The sequence below is a fragment of the Thalassospira australica genome (assembly GCF_044790785.1).
GTDB lineage: Bacteria > Pseudomonadota > Alphaproteobacteria > Rhodospirillales > Thalassospiraceae > Thalassospira > Thalassospira australica_A.
Map to the genome: position 1 here is coordinate 1,948,362 of NZ_CP085258.1, position 19,508 is coordinate 1,967,869.

General features: G+C 52.3%; 18 protein-coding genes. 6 read left to right on the forward strand and 12 right to left on the reverse strand.

What is annotated here, in order from left to right; all coding sequences use genetic code 11:
* Nucleotides 1–75 precede the first annotated feature (75 nt).
* Nucleotides 76–840 (forward strand): DeoR/GlpR family DNA-binding transcription regulator, encoded by a 765-nt coding sequence (locus tag LG297_RS09325; protein ID WP_404426635.1) that lies wholly within the window; start codon nt 76–78, stop codon nt 838–840.
* A 16-nt stretch (nt 841–856) separates the two neighbouring features.
* Here LG297_RS09325 and LG297_RS09330 read toward each other — a convergent pair whose 3' ends face one another.
* The 6 genes from LG297_RS09330 to LG297_RS09355 form a co-directional block, all read right to left on the reverse strand.
* Entirely contained in the window at nt 857–1,681 is an 825-nt protein-coding gene (locus tag LG297_RS09330; RefSeq protein ID WP_404426636.1) for an ABC transporter ATP-binding protein, read from the reverse strand.
* A gap of 146 nt (nt 1,682–1,827) precedes the next feature.
* Nucleotides 1,828–2,613: an amino acid ABC transporter ATP-binding protein gene (locus LG297_RS09335; RefSeq protein ID WP_404426637.1), complete on the reverse strand. Its 786-nt coding sequence runs from the start codon at nt 2,611–2,613 to the stop codon at nt 1,828–1,830.
* Nucleotides 2,614–2,631: 18 nt separating this feature from the next.
* On the reverse strand, nt 2,632–3,735 hold the full coding sequence (locus LG297_RS09340; RefSeq protein ID WP_404426638.1) for an amino acid ABC transporter permease: 1,104 nt from the start codon (nt 3,733–3,735) through the stop codon (nt 2,632–2,634).
* A gap of 1 nt (nt 3,736) precedes the next feature.
* A complete protein-coding gene (locus LG297_RS09345) occupies nt 3,737–4,936 on the reverse strand; it encodes an amino acid ABC transporter permease (RefSeq protein WP_404426639.1) in 1,200 nt (399 codons plus the stop codon).
* Nucleotides 4,937–5,051: 115 nt separating this feature from the next.
* Nucleotides 5,052–6,071, reverse strand: a complete 1,020-nt coding sequence (locus LG297_RS09350; protein WP_404426640.1) for an amino acid ABC transporter substrate-binding protein — start codon at nt 6,069–6,071, stop codon at nt 5,052–5,054.
* A 531-nt stretch (nt 6,072–6,602) separates the two neighbouring features.
* The gene (locus LG297_RS09355; protein ID WP_404426641.1) at nt 6,603–8,555 is read right to left on the reverse strand and encodes an acetoacetate--CoA ligase; all 1,953 of its coding nucleotides are present in this window, start codon (nt 8,553–8,555) and stop codon (nt 6,603–6,605) included.
* A 418-nt stretch (nt 8,556–8,973) separates the two neighbouring features.
* Between LG297_RS09355 and moaB the strand changes: the two genes are divergently transcribed.
* The 5 genes from moaB to LG297_RS09380 all read left to right on the forward strand — a co-directional run bounded on the left by moaB (nt 8,974) and on the right by LG297_RS09380 (nt 13,468).
* Nucleotides 8,974–9,504 (forward strand): molybdenum cofactor biosynthesis protein B, encoded by a 531-nt coding sequence (gene moaB / locus LG297_RS09360; RefSeq protein WP_404426642.1) that lies wholly within the window; start codon nt 8,974–8,976, stop codon nt 9,502–9,504.
* Between the two features lie 52 nt (nt 9,505–9,556).
* Nucleotides 9,557–10,327, forward strand: coding sequence for a sulfite exporter TauE/SafE family protein (locus LG297_RS09365; protein WP_404426643.1), 771 nt, complete (start codon nt 9,557–9,559; stop codon nt 10,325–10,327).
* A 234-nt stretch (nt 10,328–10,561) separates the two neighbouring features.
* Entirely contained in the window at nt 10,562–11,623 is a 1,062-nt protein-coding gene (locus tag LG297_RS09370; RefSeq protein WP_404426644.1) for a methyl-accepting chemotaxis protein, read from the forward strand.
* Between the two features lie 205 nt (nt 11,624–11,828).
* Nucleotides 11,829–12,635 (forward strand): hypothetical protein, encoded by an 807-nt coding sequence (locus LG297_RS09375; RefSeq protein ID WP_404426645.1) that lies wholly within the window; start codon nt 11,829–11,831, stop codon nt 12,633–12,635.
* Between the two features lie 71 nt (nt 12,636–12,706).
* Nucleotides 12,707–13,468 (forward strand): IclR family transcriptional regulator, encoded by a 762-nt coding sequence (locus tag LG297_RS09380; protein ID WP_404426646.1) that lies wholly within the window; start codon nt 12,707–12,709, stop codon nt 13,466–13,468.
* A 130-nt stretch (nt 13,469–13,598) separates the two neighbouring features.
* Here the strand turns inward: LG297_RS09380 and msrA are convergent, their stop codons facing one another.
* From msrA to thrS, 6 genes are all read right to left on the reverse strand, one after another.
* Nucleotides 13,599–14,243 (reverse strand): peptide-methionine (S)-S-oxide reductase MsrA, encoded by a 645-nt coding sequence (msrA, locus tag LG297_RS09385; protein WP_404426647.1) that lies wholly within the window; start codon nt 14,241–14,243, stop codon nt 13,599–13,601.
* A 134-nt stretch (nt 14,244–14,377) separates the two neighbouring features.
* On the reverse strand, nt 14,378–14,566 hold the full coding sequence (locus LG297_RS09390; protein WP_404426648.1) for a hypothetical protein: 189 nt from the start codon (nt 14,564–14,566) through the stop codon (nt 14,378–14,380).
* Nucleotides 14,567–14,794: 228 nt separating this feature from the next.
* Nucleotides 14,795–16,111: an SPOR domain-containing protein gene (locus LG297_RS09395; RefSeq protein WP_404426649.1), complete on the reverse strand. Its 1,317-nt coding sequence runs from the start codon at nt 16,109–16,111 to the stop codon at nt 14,795–14,797.
* 165 nt (nt 16,112–16,276) lie between these two features.
* Complete coding sequence (locus LG297_RS09400; RefSeq protein WP_404426650.1) at nt 16,277–16,666, reverse strand: hypothetical protein; 390 nt, start codon at nt 16,664–16,666, stop codon at nt 16,277–16,279.
* A gap of 116 nt (nt 16,667–16,782) precedes the next feature.
* Nucleotides 16,783–17,100 carry a tetratricopeptide repeat protein gene (locus LG297_RS09405; RefSeq protein ID WP_404426944.1) on the reverse strand — a complete coding sequence of 106 codons (318 nt, stop codon included), beginning with the start codon at nt 17,098–17,100 and terminating at the stop codon, nt 16,783–16,785.
* Between the two features lie 383 nt (nt 17,101–17,483).
* A complete protein-coding gene (gene thrS, locus LG297_RS09410) occupies nt 17,484–19,421 on the reverse strand; it encodes a threonine--tRNA ligase (RefSeq protein ID WP_404426651.1) in 1,938 nt (645 codons plus the stop codon).
* Nucleotides 19,422–19,508: the final 87 nt, after the last annotated feature.

A 19,508-nucleotide genomic window follows, 5' to 3' on the forward strand; every position in this document is an offset into this window, starting at 1 on the left:
TGACCATTGGCGTCATTTTGACCGGTAACGAAAATTAACAATCAAAGACGAAAATTCAGGGCGGAAGGAAATAATATGGGCAAGCTTGATCGACGGCGTCGCGAAATCCTGGAGCTGGTCGCGTCGAACAGTTTCATGACCATTGATACACTGGCCGATCATTTTGCTGTAACGCCCCAAACCATCCGTCGCGATATCAATGAAATGGCCGAAGAAGGTCTGGTTGCCCGTTATCACGGTGGTGCGGCAAGCCTTTCGACCACCGAAAACACCGCCTATACGGATCGTCAGGTTCTTAACCTTGGCAGCAAGCGTGAAATCGCCAATCTGGTGGCGCAACACATCCCGGAAGGCGCATCGTTATTCATCAATATCGGAACCACGAACGAAGAAGTTGCGCGGGCATTATCGTCACACAAGAGCCTGAAGATCATCACCAACAATCTGCATGTCGCCCAGATTTGTGCCGCCAATCCGGGTTTTGAGGTGATTATCGCGGGGGGCGTCGTACGTCAGCGTGACTTTGGCGTGATCGGCGAGGCGACAATTGATTTCATCAACCAGTTCAAGGTCGATTACGCGATTGTCGGGATTTCCGGCGTTGATGAAGACGGCAGCCTGATGGATTTCGATTATCGCGAAGTCCGGGTGGCACGCGCGATCATTTCCAATGCGCGCCAGACCTTCCTGTGCACGGATGCGTCCAAATTCGGTCGGCGCGCGATGGTCCGGCTGGGACATCTGTCGGAAATCGATGCATTGTTCACCGACCGTCATCCGGGCCCTGTCTGGTCCGATGTCATCCGCGAGGCGGATCTTTCGGTTTATACCGCGAACTGACCGCAACGAGGCGCGATCAGGCGACCATATGGTCGCCGCGCTTGTTCATGCGCATGGTAATCGGCCCTTGCGATGAACCACTCAGCATCTGGGTCAGATGGTCATTATGTGCATCATCAATATCATCGGTTGGGCCAGCCCAGTAAATCTTTCCGGCATGCATCATCACTAGATTTGCGTAGCGCGTACGCGCGATCTGCATGTCATTGGTGATGGTTATGACAGTGGTGCCGCGCTGGGTTGCGATCTTGCTGATCATGAGTTCGATATGGTTTGACAGAACCGGATCAAGGCCCGCAGTAGGGTTATCAAGCAGCAGGATTTCCGGATTACTTGAAATGGCGCGCGCAATGCCGACACGCTTTTGCATCCCACCCGATAAATCACCAGGCGACAGAAAAGCACTGTCTTCGGACAGGCCGACATGACCCAGTAATTCGATGGCGTGATCCTTGGCTGCCATGCGCGTCATGGTGCCGCGTTCAATCTGACGAAAACAGATATTTTCCCAAACCTTCATGCTATCGAACAGGGCATTTTGCTGAAACAGCATGCCGATCCGTTCTGCCCATTCTTTACGCGCAGGGGCATTGGTCTGGCTGACATCGTCGCCCCCCAACATGATTTTACCGCTATCCGCACCGTGAAGGCCGACAAGACATTTCAGCAACACGCTTTTGCCTGCTGCCGATGGGCCGATGATCGCCATGGTTTCACCCTTGCCAAGCGACAGACTGACATCATCAAGCACGGTATTGGCACCGAACTTTTTGATCAGTGACTGAACGGTGACGAAACCGGATGTCGAACTGGTGGCTGCTGTCTCGGAAGGCGTAGTCATAAAGCTGGTTATCCATTGCTGTTTGCCTGCCGATCTTCGGCATTTGGCGGGCAGGGGGCAAGTCCGAAATTTGCAAAAAAGAAAACGGCCCCGTCTCCGGGACCGTTTCCGGTATGCAATTAGCGGAAATCCGCAGTGCGTTTTGATTAATGTGACAGGATCTGGCTGAGGAACAGCTTGGTCCGTTCACTTTTCGGGTTCGCAAAGAATTCCTGCGGTCCCGCCATTTCAACGATTTCACCGGCGTCCATGAACACGACGCGGTCAGCAACCTCTTTGGCGAAGCCCATTTCGTGGGTCACGCAAAGCATGGTCATGCCTTCCTTGGCGAGTTGAACCATCACGTCGAGCACTTCCTTGACCATTTCCGGGTCAAGGGCGGATGTCGGTTCATCGAACAGCATGATTTTCGGCTGCATGCAGAGCGAGCGGGCGATTGCCACACGCTGCTGCTGGCCGCCGGAAAGCTGACCCGGGAATTTGTGGGCCTGCTCTGCAATCCTGACACGTTCCAGATAGTGCATAGCCAGATCATTGGCTTCCTTTTTGGGCATTTTACGAACCCAGATTGGTGCCAGCGTCAGGTTTTCCAGAACGGTCATATGCGGGAACAAGTTGAAATGCTGGAACACCATGCACACCTCGCGGCGGACCGCTTCGATGTTTTTGATGTCGTCACCCAACAAAATACCATCCACCGTGATTTCGCCGCTCTGATAGGTTTCAAGCCGGTTCAGGCAGCGGATCAGGGTGGATTTTCCCGAGCCGGATGGTCCGCAGACCACGATACGTTCGCCCTTGCGGACTGTCAGGTCGATATCTCGTAAAACGTGAAAGTCACCATACCATTTGTTCGCCTTTTTGACGACAATCACATCCTCGTCCGAAGGTGCGGGTATGTTGGTTTCTGTTGCTTGATCAGTTGCATTCATTGTCGTTTTCCTTACGCCTTACCTGTTTTCACCCTTGCGCAATTCTTTCTCGAGATAGATCGAGAATCGCGCCATTGAGTAGCAGAACAGGAAGAAAATCACGGCGGCAAAGGCATAGCCTTCAACATAGTAGCGGGTCCATGCCGGGTCGCTACGCAGGGCCAGCTTAACGGTGTTCAGCAGATCGAACAGGCCGATAATCACAACCAGTGTCGTATCCTTGAACATCGAGATAAAGCTACCTACCGTTGGCGGGATAACCAGACGCATTGCCTGAGGCAATATGATCAGACGCATCGCCTGCCAATAGGACAGACCAAGACTGTTGGCCGCCTCGAACTGTCCGCGTGGTACCGCCTGCAAGCCGCCACGAAACACCTCGGCCAGATAGGCAGCCGTGAACAGGATGATCCCGATTTGGGCACGCAGCAATTTATCAATGGTAATCCCTTCGGGAAGGAACAGCGGAAACATGACGGATGCCATGAACAGTACCGTAATCAGCGGTACGCCACGGATGATCTCGATATAGACTACACAGATCGACCGTATGGCGGGCATATCGGAGCGCCGGCCAAGAGCCAGCAGGAGCCCTAGAGGAAAAGCAAAGATGATGCCGTTTGCCGACAGCAGCAGGGTCAGCGGCAGGCCTCCCCAATAGCTGTTCTGGACATAGGTCAGGCCAAAGACGCCCCCCCACATCAGAATGGCGATGACCGGAACCCCTATAACCCACATAGGGACGATCCAGCGACGAAGTCCGGCATAGGGAACTGCGCCAAGGCTTCCAACGATGATGCCGACCAGAACCAGCATTGCGACAAGTGGTCGCCACTGTTCGTTAAACGGGTAGGTGCCAAACAGGATCAAACGCAAATTGGCGTTGACAAAACCCCAGCAGGCACCGGCAACTTCGCGACATGCCTCAACCGATGGTTCCAGGGTGGCGTTGGTCACAGCCCAGTTAAACAGGGTCGGAACCAACCATAAGATGAATGCCAATGCGCCAATGGTTAGAAGCGAGTTGAACCAGCCGTCAAATAGGTTCTTTTTGGACCAGTTAATAGCCCTATGGGTGAAAGTGCCTGCCGGTCCGGGAGGCAGTTGGGTGCTGATTGCCATCTTACCTCTCCACCAGAGCCATTTTCTTGTTAAACCAGTTCATGAACAACGAAGTCAGCAGGCTGAGGCCAAGATAAATCGACATGAAAATCGAAATTGCCTCAATCGCCTGACCTGTCTGGTTCATGGTGGTGTTCGATACTGACACCAGATCGGGATAACCGACAGCAACGGCCAAAGAGCTGTTTTTGGTCAGGTTCAGATACTGGTTTGTCAGCGGCGGAATGGTCACACGCATCGATTGCGGCAAAATTATCTTGCGCAAGGCAATCGAACGGCGAAGGCCCAAGCTCTCTGCGGCTTCCCATTGTCCGTGTGGGACGGCTTCGATCCCGGAACGGACCACTTCGGCAACATAGGCCGAGGTATAGACCGTCAGACCGACCAGAACGGCAAGAAATTCCGGGGAGACGTTTGTGCCGCCACGGATGTTGAAACCACGCAGTTCTGGAACATCCATCACGGACGGTGCCCCGCTGATCAGCCATGCAAGTATCGGTAAACCGATGATCAGGCCGATGCCTGTCGCAACAATCGGGAACGGCTGACCCGTTGCATCCTGTCGCTTTCTGGCCCACTTCGAGAGGAAATAGACCGCGACAATCGCGATTGCGAACGCGATGGCCATGATGTCAAAGGCAATATGAGCTTCGGGGACAGGCATATACATACCACGGCTGGTCAAAAGAACGCCGGGCAAAAGTTCGATAGCATCGCGGGGATGCGGGAATGCATTGGGTATTAGCGCATACCAGAAAAACAGTTGCAGAAGGACCGGAATGTTGCGGAAAAATTCAACATAGACGGTCGCAAGTTTCCGGACAATCCAGTTCGATGACAGGCGCGCGACACCAAAAATCGTTCCGATAATGGTACACAGAATAATGCCGAGAAGTGAAACCTTCACGGTGTTGAGCAGACCAACCATAAGCGCCGTGCTGTACGGGCTTTGGGCGGAATACTCGATCATGCTTTCGCTGATCTCGAATGATGCTTCCCGATCAAGGAAGCCATAACCGGTTGAGATGTTTTGCCGTTCCAGGTTTTCCAAGGTGTTGGAAACCAGATACCAGCCTGCCAATATAACAAGTCCGATCGCAATGATTTGATAGATTATGGCGCGAACGTTCTCGTCGTTCAGGTAATCGGCGAGGCTTTTTGGTGAACGGACACCCCCCGGGGCATTTTGAGTCTTACTCATCTGACCCTCAGGCGTAGATTGTATCCAATTTTCAAAGGCCCTAACGAAAAGCTCCGCCCATGCGTTCAGGCAGTGGGGCGGAGCTTCGTTTGGCTGTACGAACCGTCGCTAGTTCTTAGCGGACCGGCATCGCATACATCAGACCACCATCGGTCCAAAGCGCATTAAGACCACGCTCCAAGCCGAGTTTCTCGGTAACGTTGGTGGTATAGCTTTCGCCATAGTTGCCAACCTGTTTGATGATGCGATAAGCCCATTCTTCGTCAAGACCAAGGGCTTCACCCATACCGGCCGACACGCCCAGAAGGCGCTGAATGCCCGGATTGGTGCTGCTCTTCATTTCGTCAACATTTTCCATGGTGACGCCGTATTCCTCGGCTTCGACCATGGCCATGAAAGCCCAGCGAACGGAATCGGCCCACTGTTCGTCACCCTGTGCAACAGCCGGACCAAGCGGTTCTTTGGAAATGATTTCCGGAAGAATTGCATAATCGTCCGGGTTTTCAGCCATTGTGGTGCGGATCGATGCAAGGCCCGAGGCATCCGTGGTGTAAACGTCGCAACGACCCGAGAAGAATGCTGCGGTTGCTTCGTTGATGTTTTCGATCACGACGGGCTCGAAGCTCATGCCTTTGGCGCGGAAGTAGTCGGCCAGGTTGAGTTCGGTGGTGGTGCCAGGTTCGACGCAGACAGTTGCACCGTCAAGCTCGGTCGCGCTGGAAACACCAAGGGCGGTCGGGACAAGGAAGCCCTGGCCGTCATAGTAGTTAACACCAAGGAAGGTCAGACCGAGGCTGGTATCACGGGTCAGAGTCCAAGTTGTGTTGCGCGAAAGGATATCGACTTCGCCGGACTGCAGAGCAGTAAAGCGTTGTGCCGCTGTCAACGGGGTATATTGCACCTTGTTGGCATCCCCGAGAACGGCAGCAGCAACTGCGCGGCAGATATCAACGTCGATGCCTTCCCACTTGCCTTCGGCGTTAGCAGCAGAGAAACCCGGAAGACCCGTGTTTACACCGCACTGAACGAAACCTTTGGCCTTGATGCCGTCAAGTACAGCGCCCGCCTGGGCATTGTTTGCGGCGATGGCTGCAACAGACATTGCGCCAGCGGCCAGGATCGTTTTGATTTTCATTAGATGAGCTCCCTTATTAGCAAAGCATTCTTCAAGGCTTTGGTAATTTTATGCCACCCTGGATATGCCAGAGCAGCATATCCCACTGTCCTGTTTTTATCGGACCACCAAATTAAGAAATTTTCGGCTGGTATGTGTCAAGTCCGAAAAATTTTGTGTGCAGGTATTGTTGTGAAATTTGACACTATTTACGGGCCAAGGCGAGATGCAGACAATCGTCATTTTACCCGCTACAGTACCTGTTTAGGTCAAAAAAACGCCATAAATCAAAAGGTTGAAATCCTGTGCGAAAGGTCAGGATTGTGAAAGTTACAAATCTCAAAATTTTTTTGTTGCCAGAAATGAAATGAGCATTTTTTAACCAAAGTTAACTGTTGCTCAAAAAATAAACTCTGTTGCGACGCGGAATCGATCTCCGATATCGATTTCGATTGCCGTGCACGCTTTGTGGTTCTGATTAATTTTTCGCAGAAACGAAAACCCCGTCGGCGATGCGACGGGGTTTGATCGGGGGGTATCGGAAAAATCCGTTTAACCGCGCAGTTCCGGCAAATTCGAGAAAAGCTCAAGCGCTGCGGGGTTTGCCAGTGCTTCCTGGTTCTTTACCGGGCGACCATGAACGACATCCCGAACAGCCAGTTCGGTGATTTTTCCCGACTTCGTGCGCGGTATGTCGGCGACGGCAATGATCTTTGCCGGGACATGGCGTGGTGTGCAATTATTCCTGATCTGTTGGCGTATACGGTCGATCAGAAGGTCGTCGAGCTGATATTTTTCGCGCAGCACAACGAAAAGAACGACCCGGACATCGTTATCCCATTCCTGACCGATAACGATGGATTCTTGAATTTCGGGAAGCTTTTCGACCTGGCGGTAAATCTCGGCGGTGCCAATGCGAACACCACCGGGGTTCAGCGTTGCATCGGATCTGCCATAGATGACCATGCCACCATCGTCATCAAGTTCGACATAATCGCCGTGACACCAGATGTTATCAAAGCGATTGAAATAGGCATCTTTGTAACGCGCACCATCAGGATCGTTCCAGAAGCCAATCGGCATGGACGGGAAGGGCGCGGTACAGACCAGTTCGCCCTTTTCGTTACGAATTGGCATTCCGTTATCATCAAAAACATCAACGGCAAGGCCAAGCGCACGGGTCTGGATGATGCCCCTCCTGACCGGCAAGACCGGACAGGCAAGCACAAAACATCCGAGAATATCCGTGCCCCCCGAGATTGATGCCAGATGGATGTCCTGCTTTATGTCGCGATAGACATAATCGAAACTTTCCGGGGCCAATGGCGATCCGGTCGATGTCATGGCGCGCACGGTCGACAGATTATGGGTTTCGCGCGGTTTAAGTTCGGCCTTGGCCAATGCGTCTATATATTTGGCAGATGTCCCGAACAGGGTCATGCCCTCGGCATCGGCATAGTCAAACAGGATATTGCCACTGGGGTAGAACGGCGATCCATCATAAAGCAGCAATGTCGCACCGGCTGCGAGCCCGCCCATCAGCCAGTTCCACATCATCCAGCCGCATGTGGTGAAATAGAATACCCGATCGCCGGGCACCACATCGCAGTGCAGGACATGCTCCGACACCTGTTTAAGAAGGGTGCCGCCTGCGCCATGCACGATGCATTTCGGCTTTCCGGTCGTACCGGAAGAAAACATCACATAAAGCGGGTGATTGAACTCGACCTGTTCAAAGGCGATCTTTTCCGCGCTGAAGGGGGCAAGGAAATCATCATAGGAAACGGCACCGCGGATACCGGTCGTGTTGGTGCCATCAAAGGCATATTTGACAATCACAACCTTCTGGATCGACGGGATGCGATCAATAACATCGCGGACCTTTTCGCGGATGTCGTGGCTTTTGCCATTATAATGATAACCATCGACCGTGATCATAAGCTTCGGCTCGATCTGACCGAACCGGTCAACGACGCCCTGAACCCCGAAATCGGGGGAGGCCGACGACCATGTCGCGCCGATGGCCGCCGTGCCCAGCATGGCAATCACGGTTTCGATCATGTTGGGCATGTATCCGCAGACGCGGTCTCCTTTGGTAATTCCCTCGGCACGAAGTGCTTGCGAGAATTTCGACACTGCGATGTTCAGGTCGCACCATGAAATCCGGGTTTTGACCTTGTCTTCGCCCCAGAATACAAGCGCGTCGGTATCGTCATCGCGCACCAGCAGGTTTTCGGCAAAATTCAAACGTGCATTCGGGAAGAACTTGGCGCCAGGCATTTTGTCGCCATCGACAAGCACCTTGTCGCCCCAGCTTTCGGCTTTCAGGCCAGCATAATCTATGATTGCAGGCCAGAAATCTTCCTTGCAGGTAACGGACCAGTCATAGAGCGCGTGGAAGCTGTCCAGTTTCAAGCTGTGCTTTTCGTTCACCCAATTGCGAAAACGGGTGACATTGGCATTTTCAACGCGGGTTGGACTGGGCTGCCAAAGCAAATCGCTCATAATGGATCCTTTGTTTCATGCCTGTTTTCTTGCAACTACCGACCATTTTTAAATCTCAAATCGGTATCTCCCTACCACTTTTTTACGGGGAATTATGTTGCACGGCAAGAAAAGTCATGGGGCAGGGGACAAGATGCATGAATAACCTTGCGAAATGCCCTTTTATTGTGCTTTCAAATTATTCATCAGTTTATTGAAAACAATGCATATTTTATGACTTGAATTTGATTTTGGTAAGGCGCGTGAAGCTGTAAGCCTTCGTCAAAGATGTTAATCAAGTACCCAAATAAGTACGAAATTTTGTTCTATTATAATGTGATTAAAGGGTTTTGTGCGCCGCGGTATTCCGAAACGGCTTGCGCTTGTCAATATGCTGATTACTCTGTCGCCAATGATGCCACCATCCGGAGTTATTGCCATGTCCAGGATCGACGAAAGCCGCGTATTTGTACCTGTAAATATTGCCGTTCTGACGGTGAGCGACACCAGAACGCTGGAAAATGATACATCTGGCCAAATCCTTGTCGAGCGGATAGAGGCCAAGGGGCACAAGGTCGCTGCACGCAGCATTGCAAAAGATGATTTCGATGCGATTGTATCGCAGTTCAGGCAGTGGTGTGATGATTCCGAAATTGACGTGATCATCAGCACGGGCGGGACTGGCGTTACCGGGCGCGACGTTACAACCGAAGCCCATCAGAAGGTCTACGACAAGGAAATACCGGGATTTGGCGAATTGTTTCGCTGGCTTTCATATGCAAAGATTGGCACATCTACCGTTCAGTCGCGCGCAACCGCCGGGGTGTCGGGCGGGACTTACATGTTTGCCCTGCCGGGATCAAATGGTGCCTGCAAGGATGCTTGGGATGATATCCTGTTCTATCAGCTCGACATTCGACACCGGCCTTGCAATTTCGTCGAACTGATGCCGCGCCTGACCGAAAAGTGACCTGTCGTTTCGACGGGTGTCAGGCACGATTAGCTTCCTACAGGACGATTTCATGGAAATTATCACTGATCCCTTCTTCTATCTTGTCGGGATTCCGGCGGTTTTGATTGCCGGTGTGTCAAAAAGCGGTTTTGGTGGCGGGCTTGGTGTGATGGCTGTGCCGCTCATGGCGCTTGCATTGTCCCCGCAGGCTGCCGCCGCGATCATGCTGCCGATATTGTGCCTGATGGATGTTGCTAATGTCTGGGCCTATCGAAAGAACTGGGATCGGCGCAACATGATGATCCTGATACCGGCCGCACTTCTCGGTATCCTGATCGGCACATTATCCTTCAGCTATCTGAATGAATATGCCGTGAAGCTGATCATTGCCCTGATTGCCATCGGCTTTACGCTTGATCACTGGTTTCGCGGAAAGAAACGTGGCGATGAAGCCAGGCCTGCCAATTGGGCCAAGGGATCATTTTGGGGGACCATCGCCGGTTTTACCAGCTTTGTCGCACATGCCGGCGGCCCGCCGGTTTCCGTGTTCCTGTTGCCGCAGCGAATGGACAAAACGGTTTTTGTCGGTACGACCGTCATGTTCTTTATCGTTGTCAATTATGTGAAACTGATTCCGTACTGGTATCTGGGGCAATTCGGTGGTGCCAATCTTGGTACCGCGCTGGTTCTGGTTCCGGTGGCATTGTTTGGCACGTGGCTTGGGCTTTGGGCGCATGACAAGGTGAATGCAAAGCTGTTCTACCGGGTGTGTTATACATTGCTGTTTGTGACCGGTCTGAAGCTGTTGTTTGATGCTGTATTGCATTTCGCGGGCATTTGATCAGATGTTTTGGATATCAAACATATCAAGGGTTGAATTTTAGGGCAGGATTTATCCTGTCCTTTTTTGTTTGGTCCGGTCTGACCGAAAAATGATCGAAATACTGTTATGTAAGCATTTTTTCATTAACCAATTACGCATTAATTGCATATAAATTGCACGCATAAGAATGATGCGTAAAAAAAATGCATCAGCACAGGGTGAAGCCGAATTTCACAAGTGGAGCTTGCAGGAATGCCTGAACGAATTTTGCAGGTGGCAACAGACATGTCGCAGCTTGCCAACGAGAAGATCACGGAAATTAAAGGAGTGACCCGGGCGACGAGGACGCTGGCGCTGAATGCACTAATCGAAGCTGCACGTGCGGGGGAAGTCGGACGCGGTTTTGGCGTTGTTGCTAACGAGGTAAAAGAAATTTCGCAGCGGGTAACCGTGATCACCGAAGAGCTTGAGCAGATGTTCGACAGGCTGGCACTTGATCTTGAGCGTACTGCCCAGACGGCGCGCGGTGACCGGTTCTCGGATTTGTCGCGATATATTGTCGAGCTTATGGATCGCAACTTGTACGAACGATCCTGCGATGTTCGCTGGTGGGCCACGGACGGTGCCGTTGTCGATGTCTGTGAAAATCCCGACAATGGCGAGATTGCAGCCCATACATCACAGCGTCTGGGCGTGATTCTTGATTCCTACACCGTCTATCTGGATTTGTGGGTGGCCGATTGCAATGGGCGTATCATTGCCACCGGACGCCCGGATAAATATCGTCTTGTCGGGACGGATATCAGCCATATGCCGTGGTTCCGCGATGCCATGCGGTGCCGGAATGGCGGGGAATATGCGGTTGCAGATATTGCGCGCAACGAGCTTCTTGGCAATGCGGCAACAGCGACCTATGCGACCGCTGTGCGGCGTGGCGGCAAAGCCGACGGAGACGTTATCGGTGTCATGGGGGTATTCTTTGATTGGGAAAATCAGGCACCTATGGTTGTGAAGGCGCTGAATTTCAGTGATGAAGAGCGCGCACGCACGCGTGTAATGCTGATTGATTCCAAAAATCGCATCATTGCGGCCTCGGATGGTCAGGGTGTTTTGTCTGAACAGATGAAGCTGGAGGTCAAAGACCCAAAGCGCGGCTCTTATCTTTTGGCGGATGGCGCGCTTGTCGCCTATGCGTTGACGCCGGGTTATGAAACCTATCAGGGGCTCGGTTGGCGCGGGGTGATTGTCCAGCAATCACGGAATGCGTCAAGGAATGGGGATAAACCGGCACCGAAACTTGCTGAGGCCTCCTAGCAGACTGCTAAACCGGGCCTGTTGGTAGAGGCAGAATAAAAAGCGGGTACCTTCGGGGCCTGCTTTTTTGTTACCGGTTAACATGACCGTCAAAAGGCTCTGAAATTGGTTCGGGCTTGCGCCATAGGGAAAAAGGGGATAGCGGTAAAAATAATATTACGACAATTCATCGATGAATTGTTAAAATAAATTCCGGGAGGTTCCTGTGACGTTGCTGTTTGCCAAGCTTGCAGTATCCATTTCTGTTGTGCTGGGGTTGTCTATCCTTGCCGAGCGGGCAGGTCCGCGCGCCGCAGGAGTATTGTCCGGATATCCGCTCGGGACGGCAATTCTGCTGTATTTCATCGGGCTGGAGCAGGGGATTGCCTTTGCATCGGAAAGTGCGGTCTATGCCTTGCCGGGATTGATCGCAACGCTTGCCTTCCTTTATGCATATTACATGGCATCCCGGTTGTTGATCAGCCGGAGCTTGATCGTTCAGTTGCCGATAAGCTCGTTTGCAGCATTCGGCGCATTCATGTTCGTATCATGGATCTGTCAGCAGATTGCGTTTACCCGTCTTTCCGGGGCCGTTACCCTGCTGATTGCCATGATCGCGGCCCTGATCCTGTTTCGGGGGATCGAGAATGTCCGCATTCTGAACCGGGTGCGACTGACAAGACGTGTGGTTTTATTTCGCGCCGTCCTCGCATCGTTGATTGTCCTTGGGATCAGTGGCATCGCCGCCTGGATCGGCCCAAAATGGGCCGGGCTGTTTTCCGGTTTCCCCGTAACCCTTTATCCGATGATGCTGATCCTGCATGTGTCTTATGGGACCGGTCCATTGCATACCGTGATCCGCAACTTCCCAAGGGGGATGGGCGCACTCTGGATTTATATTCTGGCCGTGACGGTGACCTATCCGCTTTGGGGAATCAATATCGGGACGCTCCTGTCCTTTGCGGTAGCGACCACTTATCTGATTGCATATTCCACTTTGGTCTGGATGCGCGAAAAGTCCGTGCGCGCGTGACGCCAATCCCATAACATTACGATATATCAGTTCCTAAGGCATCGAAGCCTGCGACCGGAAGGATGATCTGCATGCAGCAGGTTCAGTCATTGGTAAGGGCGATCAGCATTCTGAACACGCTTGCCGACAGCGAGTATGGAATGACTTTGACCGAAATTGCCCATCAGGTGCATCTGCCGCCTTCAACTGTTCACCGGTTGCTGACAACGATGCAGCATGAACGCTACGTTACTTTCGATGGCGAAAGAACCCTTTGGTCAATCGGTGTGCAGGCTTTCAGTGTTGGCAATGCCTTCACCAAAAACCGCAATTTAAGCCAGATCGCCCGCCCTTACATGCGTGCCCTCATGGAAGACAGTGGCGAGACGGTAAACCTGGCTGTGGCCGATGGTGGAGAAGTCATTTTTCTAACACAGGTGGAATGCCGCAAGATGATGCGTGCATTGGTGACACCGGGCCGGCGTGCGCTGATGCACTGCTCGGGGGTGGGCAAGGCGCTGCTTGCGTTTTTGCCCGATGAAGAAGTCAGCGCCATCATAACACAGCATGGATTGCCAAAAATCACAGAACGCACCCTGATCAGCGAGGATACGCTTAAAACCGATCTGGATAAGTCAAGACGGCGCGGATATGCCCTTGATGACGAGGAACATGCGGTTGGGCTGCGTTGCGTTGCCGGTGTGGTTCGCGATGAAACCGGATTGCCGATTGCTGCCTTGTCACTTTCAGGGCCGGCCGCGCGCATTCCAAATGACCGGATCGAACAGTTTGGCCTGAAAGTGCGCCGGGTTTGTGCTGACCTCAGCCGCGAGTATGGCGGGATGCCTGTCTGAACGAATTTACCTGTTCACGATGCGGCTTGATTAACAAAGCCGTTGTCGGACATATCAATGTTCGGGCCCGTCTGCTTCCAGTCAACCTGTGTTGCTTAACTGCAGGCTGACTGAAAAACACAGGTTACATTTACATTCCCGGGCAGGAAACACCGGTTCCACCAAGGCCGCAATAACCATCGGGGTTTTTCTGCAGATATTGTTGATGGAAATCTTCGGCGTAGAAGAAAGTCGGCGCATCTTTGATTTCGGTGGTGATCGCGTTGTGACCGGCCGATTTCAAAGCAGCAAGATAATTCTGCTTTGATGCAATTGCCGCTTCTTTCTGTTCATCATTGAAAGTATAGATCACGGAACGATACTGGGTGCCAATATCATTGCCCTGGCGCATACCCTGGGTCGGATTGTGATTTTCCCAGAACAGCCGAAGCAATGCCTGATAGGAAATCACAGCCGGGTCGTAAACCACCTGAACAACTTCGGCATGGCCGGTCAAGCCGCTGCAAACTTCACGATATGTCGGATTTTCAGTATAGCCCCCCGCATAACCGGCAGCCGTTGTATAGATACCATCCTGTTTCCAGAACAGGCGTTCCGCACCCCAGAAACATCCCATGCCAAACACAGCTATTTCAAGGTTGTCGGGGAACGGTCCCGTCATTGGATTGCCGGTAACGATATGGCGGTCGGCAACCTGCAACTTTTCTGTGCGACCGGGCAGGGCGCTTTCAGCAGACGGAATAGTAATTTTTTCGGGGGCAGTCGAAGAGAACATGTCAAAAACCTGACTTGTGTTGATACTTTGATCAGCAATTTAACCCAGATCGGCGCTTTGGCAATTGTCTTCACGGGAAATTGTCTTTGAACCTTCTTTTGGCGAGGCCCCTCAAGGCGGTAATAATCTGAACTCTATACACCCATTTCCCTGGATGTCGCCGGTTTGTCACGCTCAAGATACTGGAAATCGACGCTATTGATGGTTGGCGGGGTGATCAGCCTGCTTATTGGGTGTGTATTCCTGCCCTTGCCACCCCCATTTTTTGGAATGGTCTTCATCGCAATCGGCATACCGATGCTGGCCGCCGGATCAAAACGCACCAGGCGATTTATCCAGTATCTGCGTTGGCGATATTACCGCCATAACAGCAAGATAGAGGCGGTTTTGTCACGCCTTCCGAGCTTTCTTCGCAGACATGGGCGCAAGACACGGCCAGAAGCCCTTCATCGTCACCGGGCCTTCGGCCTGTGGACGAATAAATCATCCGGCATCGCTTCATCGCCAAAAAATAAAACCAGCTCATAATATCGTTGGCTGGCTGCACGGCATCAGGGGTTTATTTGGCGGATCAGGCAGTCAATGCCTGCGCGTTTCAGTCCGTTGCAGGCCGATTGTGCTTCCGACTGGCTGGCATATTGTCCCGTCATCAGACGAAAGAACAGACCTTTGCCTTCTATCGCAATGCTCTGCACTTCGTGGTCTGCTCCGCTTAGAATACCATCGCCCATCTCTTGAAACCGCGGCCAACGTGATTCGGCCATTTCCCGCGAGCGGTAGGCCGCCAGTTGTACTGTATAATATGCAGGCAATATCGTGGCCGTTTGTGATTGCCTCGATACAGATGCCGAACGCGGAGCCGGATCCGGAGCTGTTTCCGGTACGTTTGTCACTCTCAAGGGTTCAGGCTGCACCTCTGCCCGGTCAACCATCGGCACTTCTATCAAGGTGCTGCTGGTGGCAGGTGTCTCATCGGCCAGTTCGAGCGTACCGCTTTCAACCGGGTGTGTCGTCGACAACAGGGCATTGTTCGACGCACTTGGTTTCATCGCGTCACCTTTGATTGTTCGCGGTGCTGCAGGTTCGTTGGCAACAGCCATAGGTACTGTTTTTGACGCTGGGGATGCTATTTGTCTGGCTGGCCTGTCGACCGATGTCAGGCGCGCGGTATTGCTGCTGACATCCATTTCCATAACGGGTCTGGGCCCTGTCGAATCTTCGGGCGGAGCATTTACGGGAATTGTGTTTTTGTAAAAATCACGATTCCTTTGCACGGATGGCGGATCAGGAAGCTCAGGACCGGGGGCAACGATTGCAGATGCGACAACGGCATCAATTTCGCGCGAACGGGCAAGATCCGGATTATCGGTGTCCAAGGCCTCCAGGCGTTTTTGGGCAAGACTGGTGATTGATCCGGTCAGCATGATGCCATTGCCGCAATTAATCGTGGTCGATGCATTGGGGTCGGCTGCGGTCAGCCAAAGATAAAGGCGGCGCGCCTTGGCATGTTCAAGTGACAGATCAAGTGCAAGGGCATGGCGCAGGTCCGATGCTGGATCTCCCAGAAGTGAAACGGGTTCCTCAGCGTTATCGACAGCCAGCGACCGGACAGGCGCTGCACCGGGGGCGGGCGCGCCAAAAAACAGGCCGCACGCGGCACTATCAATGCCTGATAACGTGGTTGCTGCCGTTGCAAGCTCGCCGGAATTATCGCTTATGGTTATCTGTTCCGGGGAATTATTATCGGTAAAAAGCGACATCATATCGTCGCTTGAACATCCGGAAAGCAAAGGGGCAAACAGGGCCATCGACAGACAGCCATATTTCCAGCGTGACGATATGGCGGATTTGGCGCTTTTATTGTTCAATTTGCACCTGATTTCCCTTTGATCTGCCGAAGCGTCCATGACATGGACCTCGCCAATTTTGCAATCGGACGGAACACTGTCAAGCAGTCAGCGAAAACAGACGGTTGATTTATCGTCTGAAGTTCCGATATCTGCGGATTGCCCGGAAAACAGAGATCGGGTTGATCAGCGGCTTATCAGGGGGATTATAATTCCGGCTAGAAGAACAAGAACCGTAATCGCCAATACGATATTGACGATGCTTTTGCTTGCCTGACTGGCGGCTTCACGGCTTACGGCGGTCTTCTGGCCCCGCGATTTTGAGGCGCTATTGCCACCATTCCCGTGGCTATTTTCACGGGTAAGGATTTTTACAACCTGCTTTTTATCGCGTTTGGTCGCATCGTCATACTTGCTTTCGATGACACGGACTTCGGTATTGTTGTTGTTTGCCAATGCGTTTTTAGCTGATGTTATCGCGCTTTGATAATCTGAAACTGTTTCCAGTTCCATTTGCTGTCCGGTACTGCGAACGACAGCAACAGTATAGCTTTTACGCATCACAGCATCAGACATCGGCAAAACCCAGTTCCATGTATTACCCAAAGTGGGCTAATACATGGTCGTAAACATCCAATTTGCAAAGCTATCCTAACGAATAGTTTTGACCGATTTTTCGGGTATCCACCAAACTATTGCGGGATTTTTGCAGCAAGTTCTTTGTATTCGGCACAATCCATGCCGCAAACGTTTTCCAGTCGTGCAAGGTTCTCGCGTGCCATGTCGGGCTTTCCGGTCTGCAGGAAAAGCTCACCCTGATATTCCAGCGCGCCTTTATGCTCCGGATCAATCATCAATGCACGCTCGTAATTCTGTGCTGCACTGTCAAAATCGCCGGATTTACGCTGGCTATAGGCGAGATAGTTCAGAAGATCAGCGTTTTTCGGATCATCTTCAAGCATGGTTTCCAGGCTATCAATGGCCGTATCATATTTCCCGGCATCGATCATTTCAGTCACACTCGAAAGATCCGGTGTATCGCTGCCCCAGCTGCTGCCACTTCCCATGGCAATGGCGGATGAGGATGCTGTGCCTAACGCAAACGCAATTATCAACGATGCAACACAATATCGGATTTTATCTTTAGAATTCATTGTCGCTACCTTTTCCGGAATGGTCACATGCGTCAGCTACGTTGGGGACGCGATTTCAGTTTCGGATTTAGCATAACTTTGCGTTAATTGAAGTCACGAGTTGGTGAAATCATTGCATTATAAAAGACTGAAATAATTGATCATGGGTGAATCATCAACGAAGCCTGCGGTTATCTAGAATGCAAAGGGCCCGCAACATTTGCCACGGGCCTTCATCGCTTAGTATCGGGATCATCAGGTTAGAAATCCGTTTCGATCACGCGATCACGGATTTCAGCTGCCATTGATTCTGCCAATTCCGCTATCCCCATGGTTTTTTGATGCTGGAAACCGAGACGCCGGACCGAAGCGGTTTTTTCTTCTGCTTCGCGTTTGCCAAGGGCCAGGATCAGCGGGATTTTGGCATGGCTATGTTCACGAACCTTGTAGCTGATCTTCTCGTTGCGAAGATCAAGTTCAACGTTCAAGCCTTTGGCTTGCAGCGATTTTTTAACTTCTTCTGCATAGCTGTCGGCTTCGTTGGTGATCGAGCAGATCACGGCATGAACAGGTGAGAGCCAAAGCGGCAGGCGACCGGCATAGTTTTCGATCAGAATGCCGATAAAGCGTTCAAGCGAGCCAAGGATCGCGCGGTGCAGCATGACCGGGCGATGCTTTTCGCCATCTTCACCCATATAGGACGCATCAAGGCGTTCGGGCAGAACAAAGTCGGCCTGAAGCGTGCCGCACTGCCAGTCACGGCCAATCGCATCACGCAGGACGAATTCAAGTTTCGGTCCGTAGAATGCACCTTCGCCCGGGTTGATTTCAAGCGTCAGACCGGCTTCTTCAGCAGCTTCGCGAAGGGCGGTTTCCGCCTTGTCCCAGATTTCATCGGAACCGGCACGGACTTCCGGACGGTCCGAGAATTTGACGAGGATGTCGGTAAAGCCGAAATCCTTGTAAACCGATTTCAGAAGGTCACAGAAAATCTTGGTTTCCGAGACGATCTGGTCTTCGGTGCAGAAGATATGCGCGTCATCCTGAATGAACTGGCGCACGCGCATGATGCCATGCAGGCCGCCGGACGGCTCGTTACGATGGCAGCAGCCAAATTCCGCCATACGCAGCGGCAGGTCACGATAGGACTTGCTGCCCATACGGAAAATCTGAACATGGCACGGGCAGTTCATTGGCTTGAGTGCCAGAACCTTTTCCGGGTCGCCTTCATCCGGGGTCGTGGTGAACATGTTCTCGCGGAACTTTTCCCAGTGGCCGGATTTTTCCCAAAGGATACGGTCAACAAGCTGCGGCGTGCGGACTTCCTGATAGCCTTCGGCATCAAGACGTTCACGGATATAGGTTTCGACCTTGCGATACAGTTTCAGGCCCTTGTCGTGCCAGAAAACCGAACCTTGCGCTTCTTCCTGCATGTGGAAGAGGTCCATTTCGCGGCCAAGGCGGCGATGGTCACGCTTTTCGGCTTCTTCAAGCATGTGCAGATAGGCATCAAGGTCTTCCTGCGTTTCCCAGCAGGTGCCATAGATACGCTGCAGCATCTCGTTATCCGAGTTGCCACGCCAATAGGCACCGGCAACCTTCATCAGCTTGAAGGCCTTGCCGATCTTGCCGGTGGACGGCGCATGCGGGCCACGGCACAGGTCAATGAAATTGCCCTGGCGATAGCAGGTGATCGTTTCGGTTTCCGGCAGATCGCGGATGATCTCGGCCTTGTAGTCTTCGCCCTTGTCGAGGAAGAATTTGATCGCCTCATCACGATCCCAGACTTCGCGTTCGATTTTCTCGTTCCGCTCGACAATCTTGTGCATCTGCTTTTCGATCTTGATCAGATCGTCCGGTGTAAAGGGCGTCTTGCGGGCGAAGTCGTAATAGAAACCGTTTTCGATGGACGGGCCGATGGTGACCTGCGTGTCCGGGTACAGTTCCTGAACCGCTTCGGCCATGACATGGGCGCAGTCATGCCGGATCAGCGGCAGAACTTCCTTGTGTCCCTTGGTTACGATTTCGATGACGGCATCAGTGTCGATTTCGCGCGACAGGTCGCGCAATTCGCCGTTAACGATGATGGCAAAGGATTTCTTTGCCAGCGAGGGACTGATGCTTTTGGCAACATCGAAACCCGATACAGGGCCGTCAAATTCGCGTACGGCGCCGTCCGGAAGGGTGAGGGCAATCATGTCTGGCTCAACTCTGCTTTATCTGCGGGCATAAATGTCATGTGCGCATTTTTCAAACCCGCATGTTTACGCGGGCTTTAGGCACAA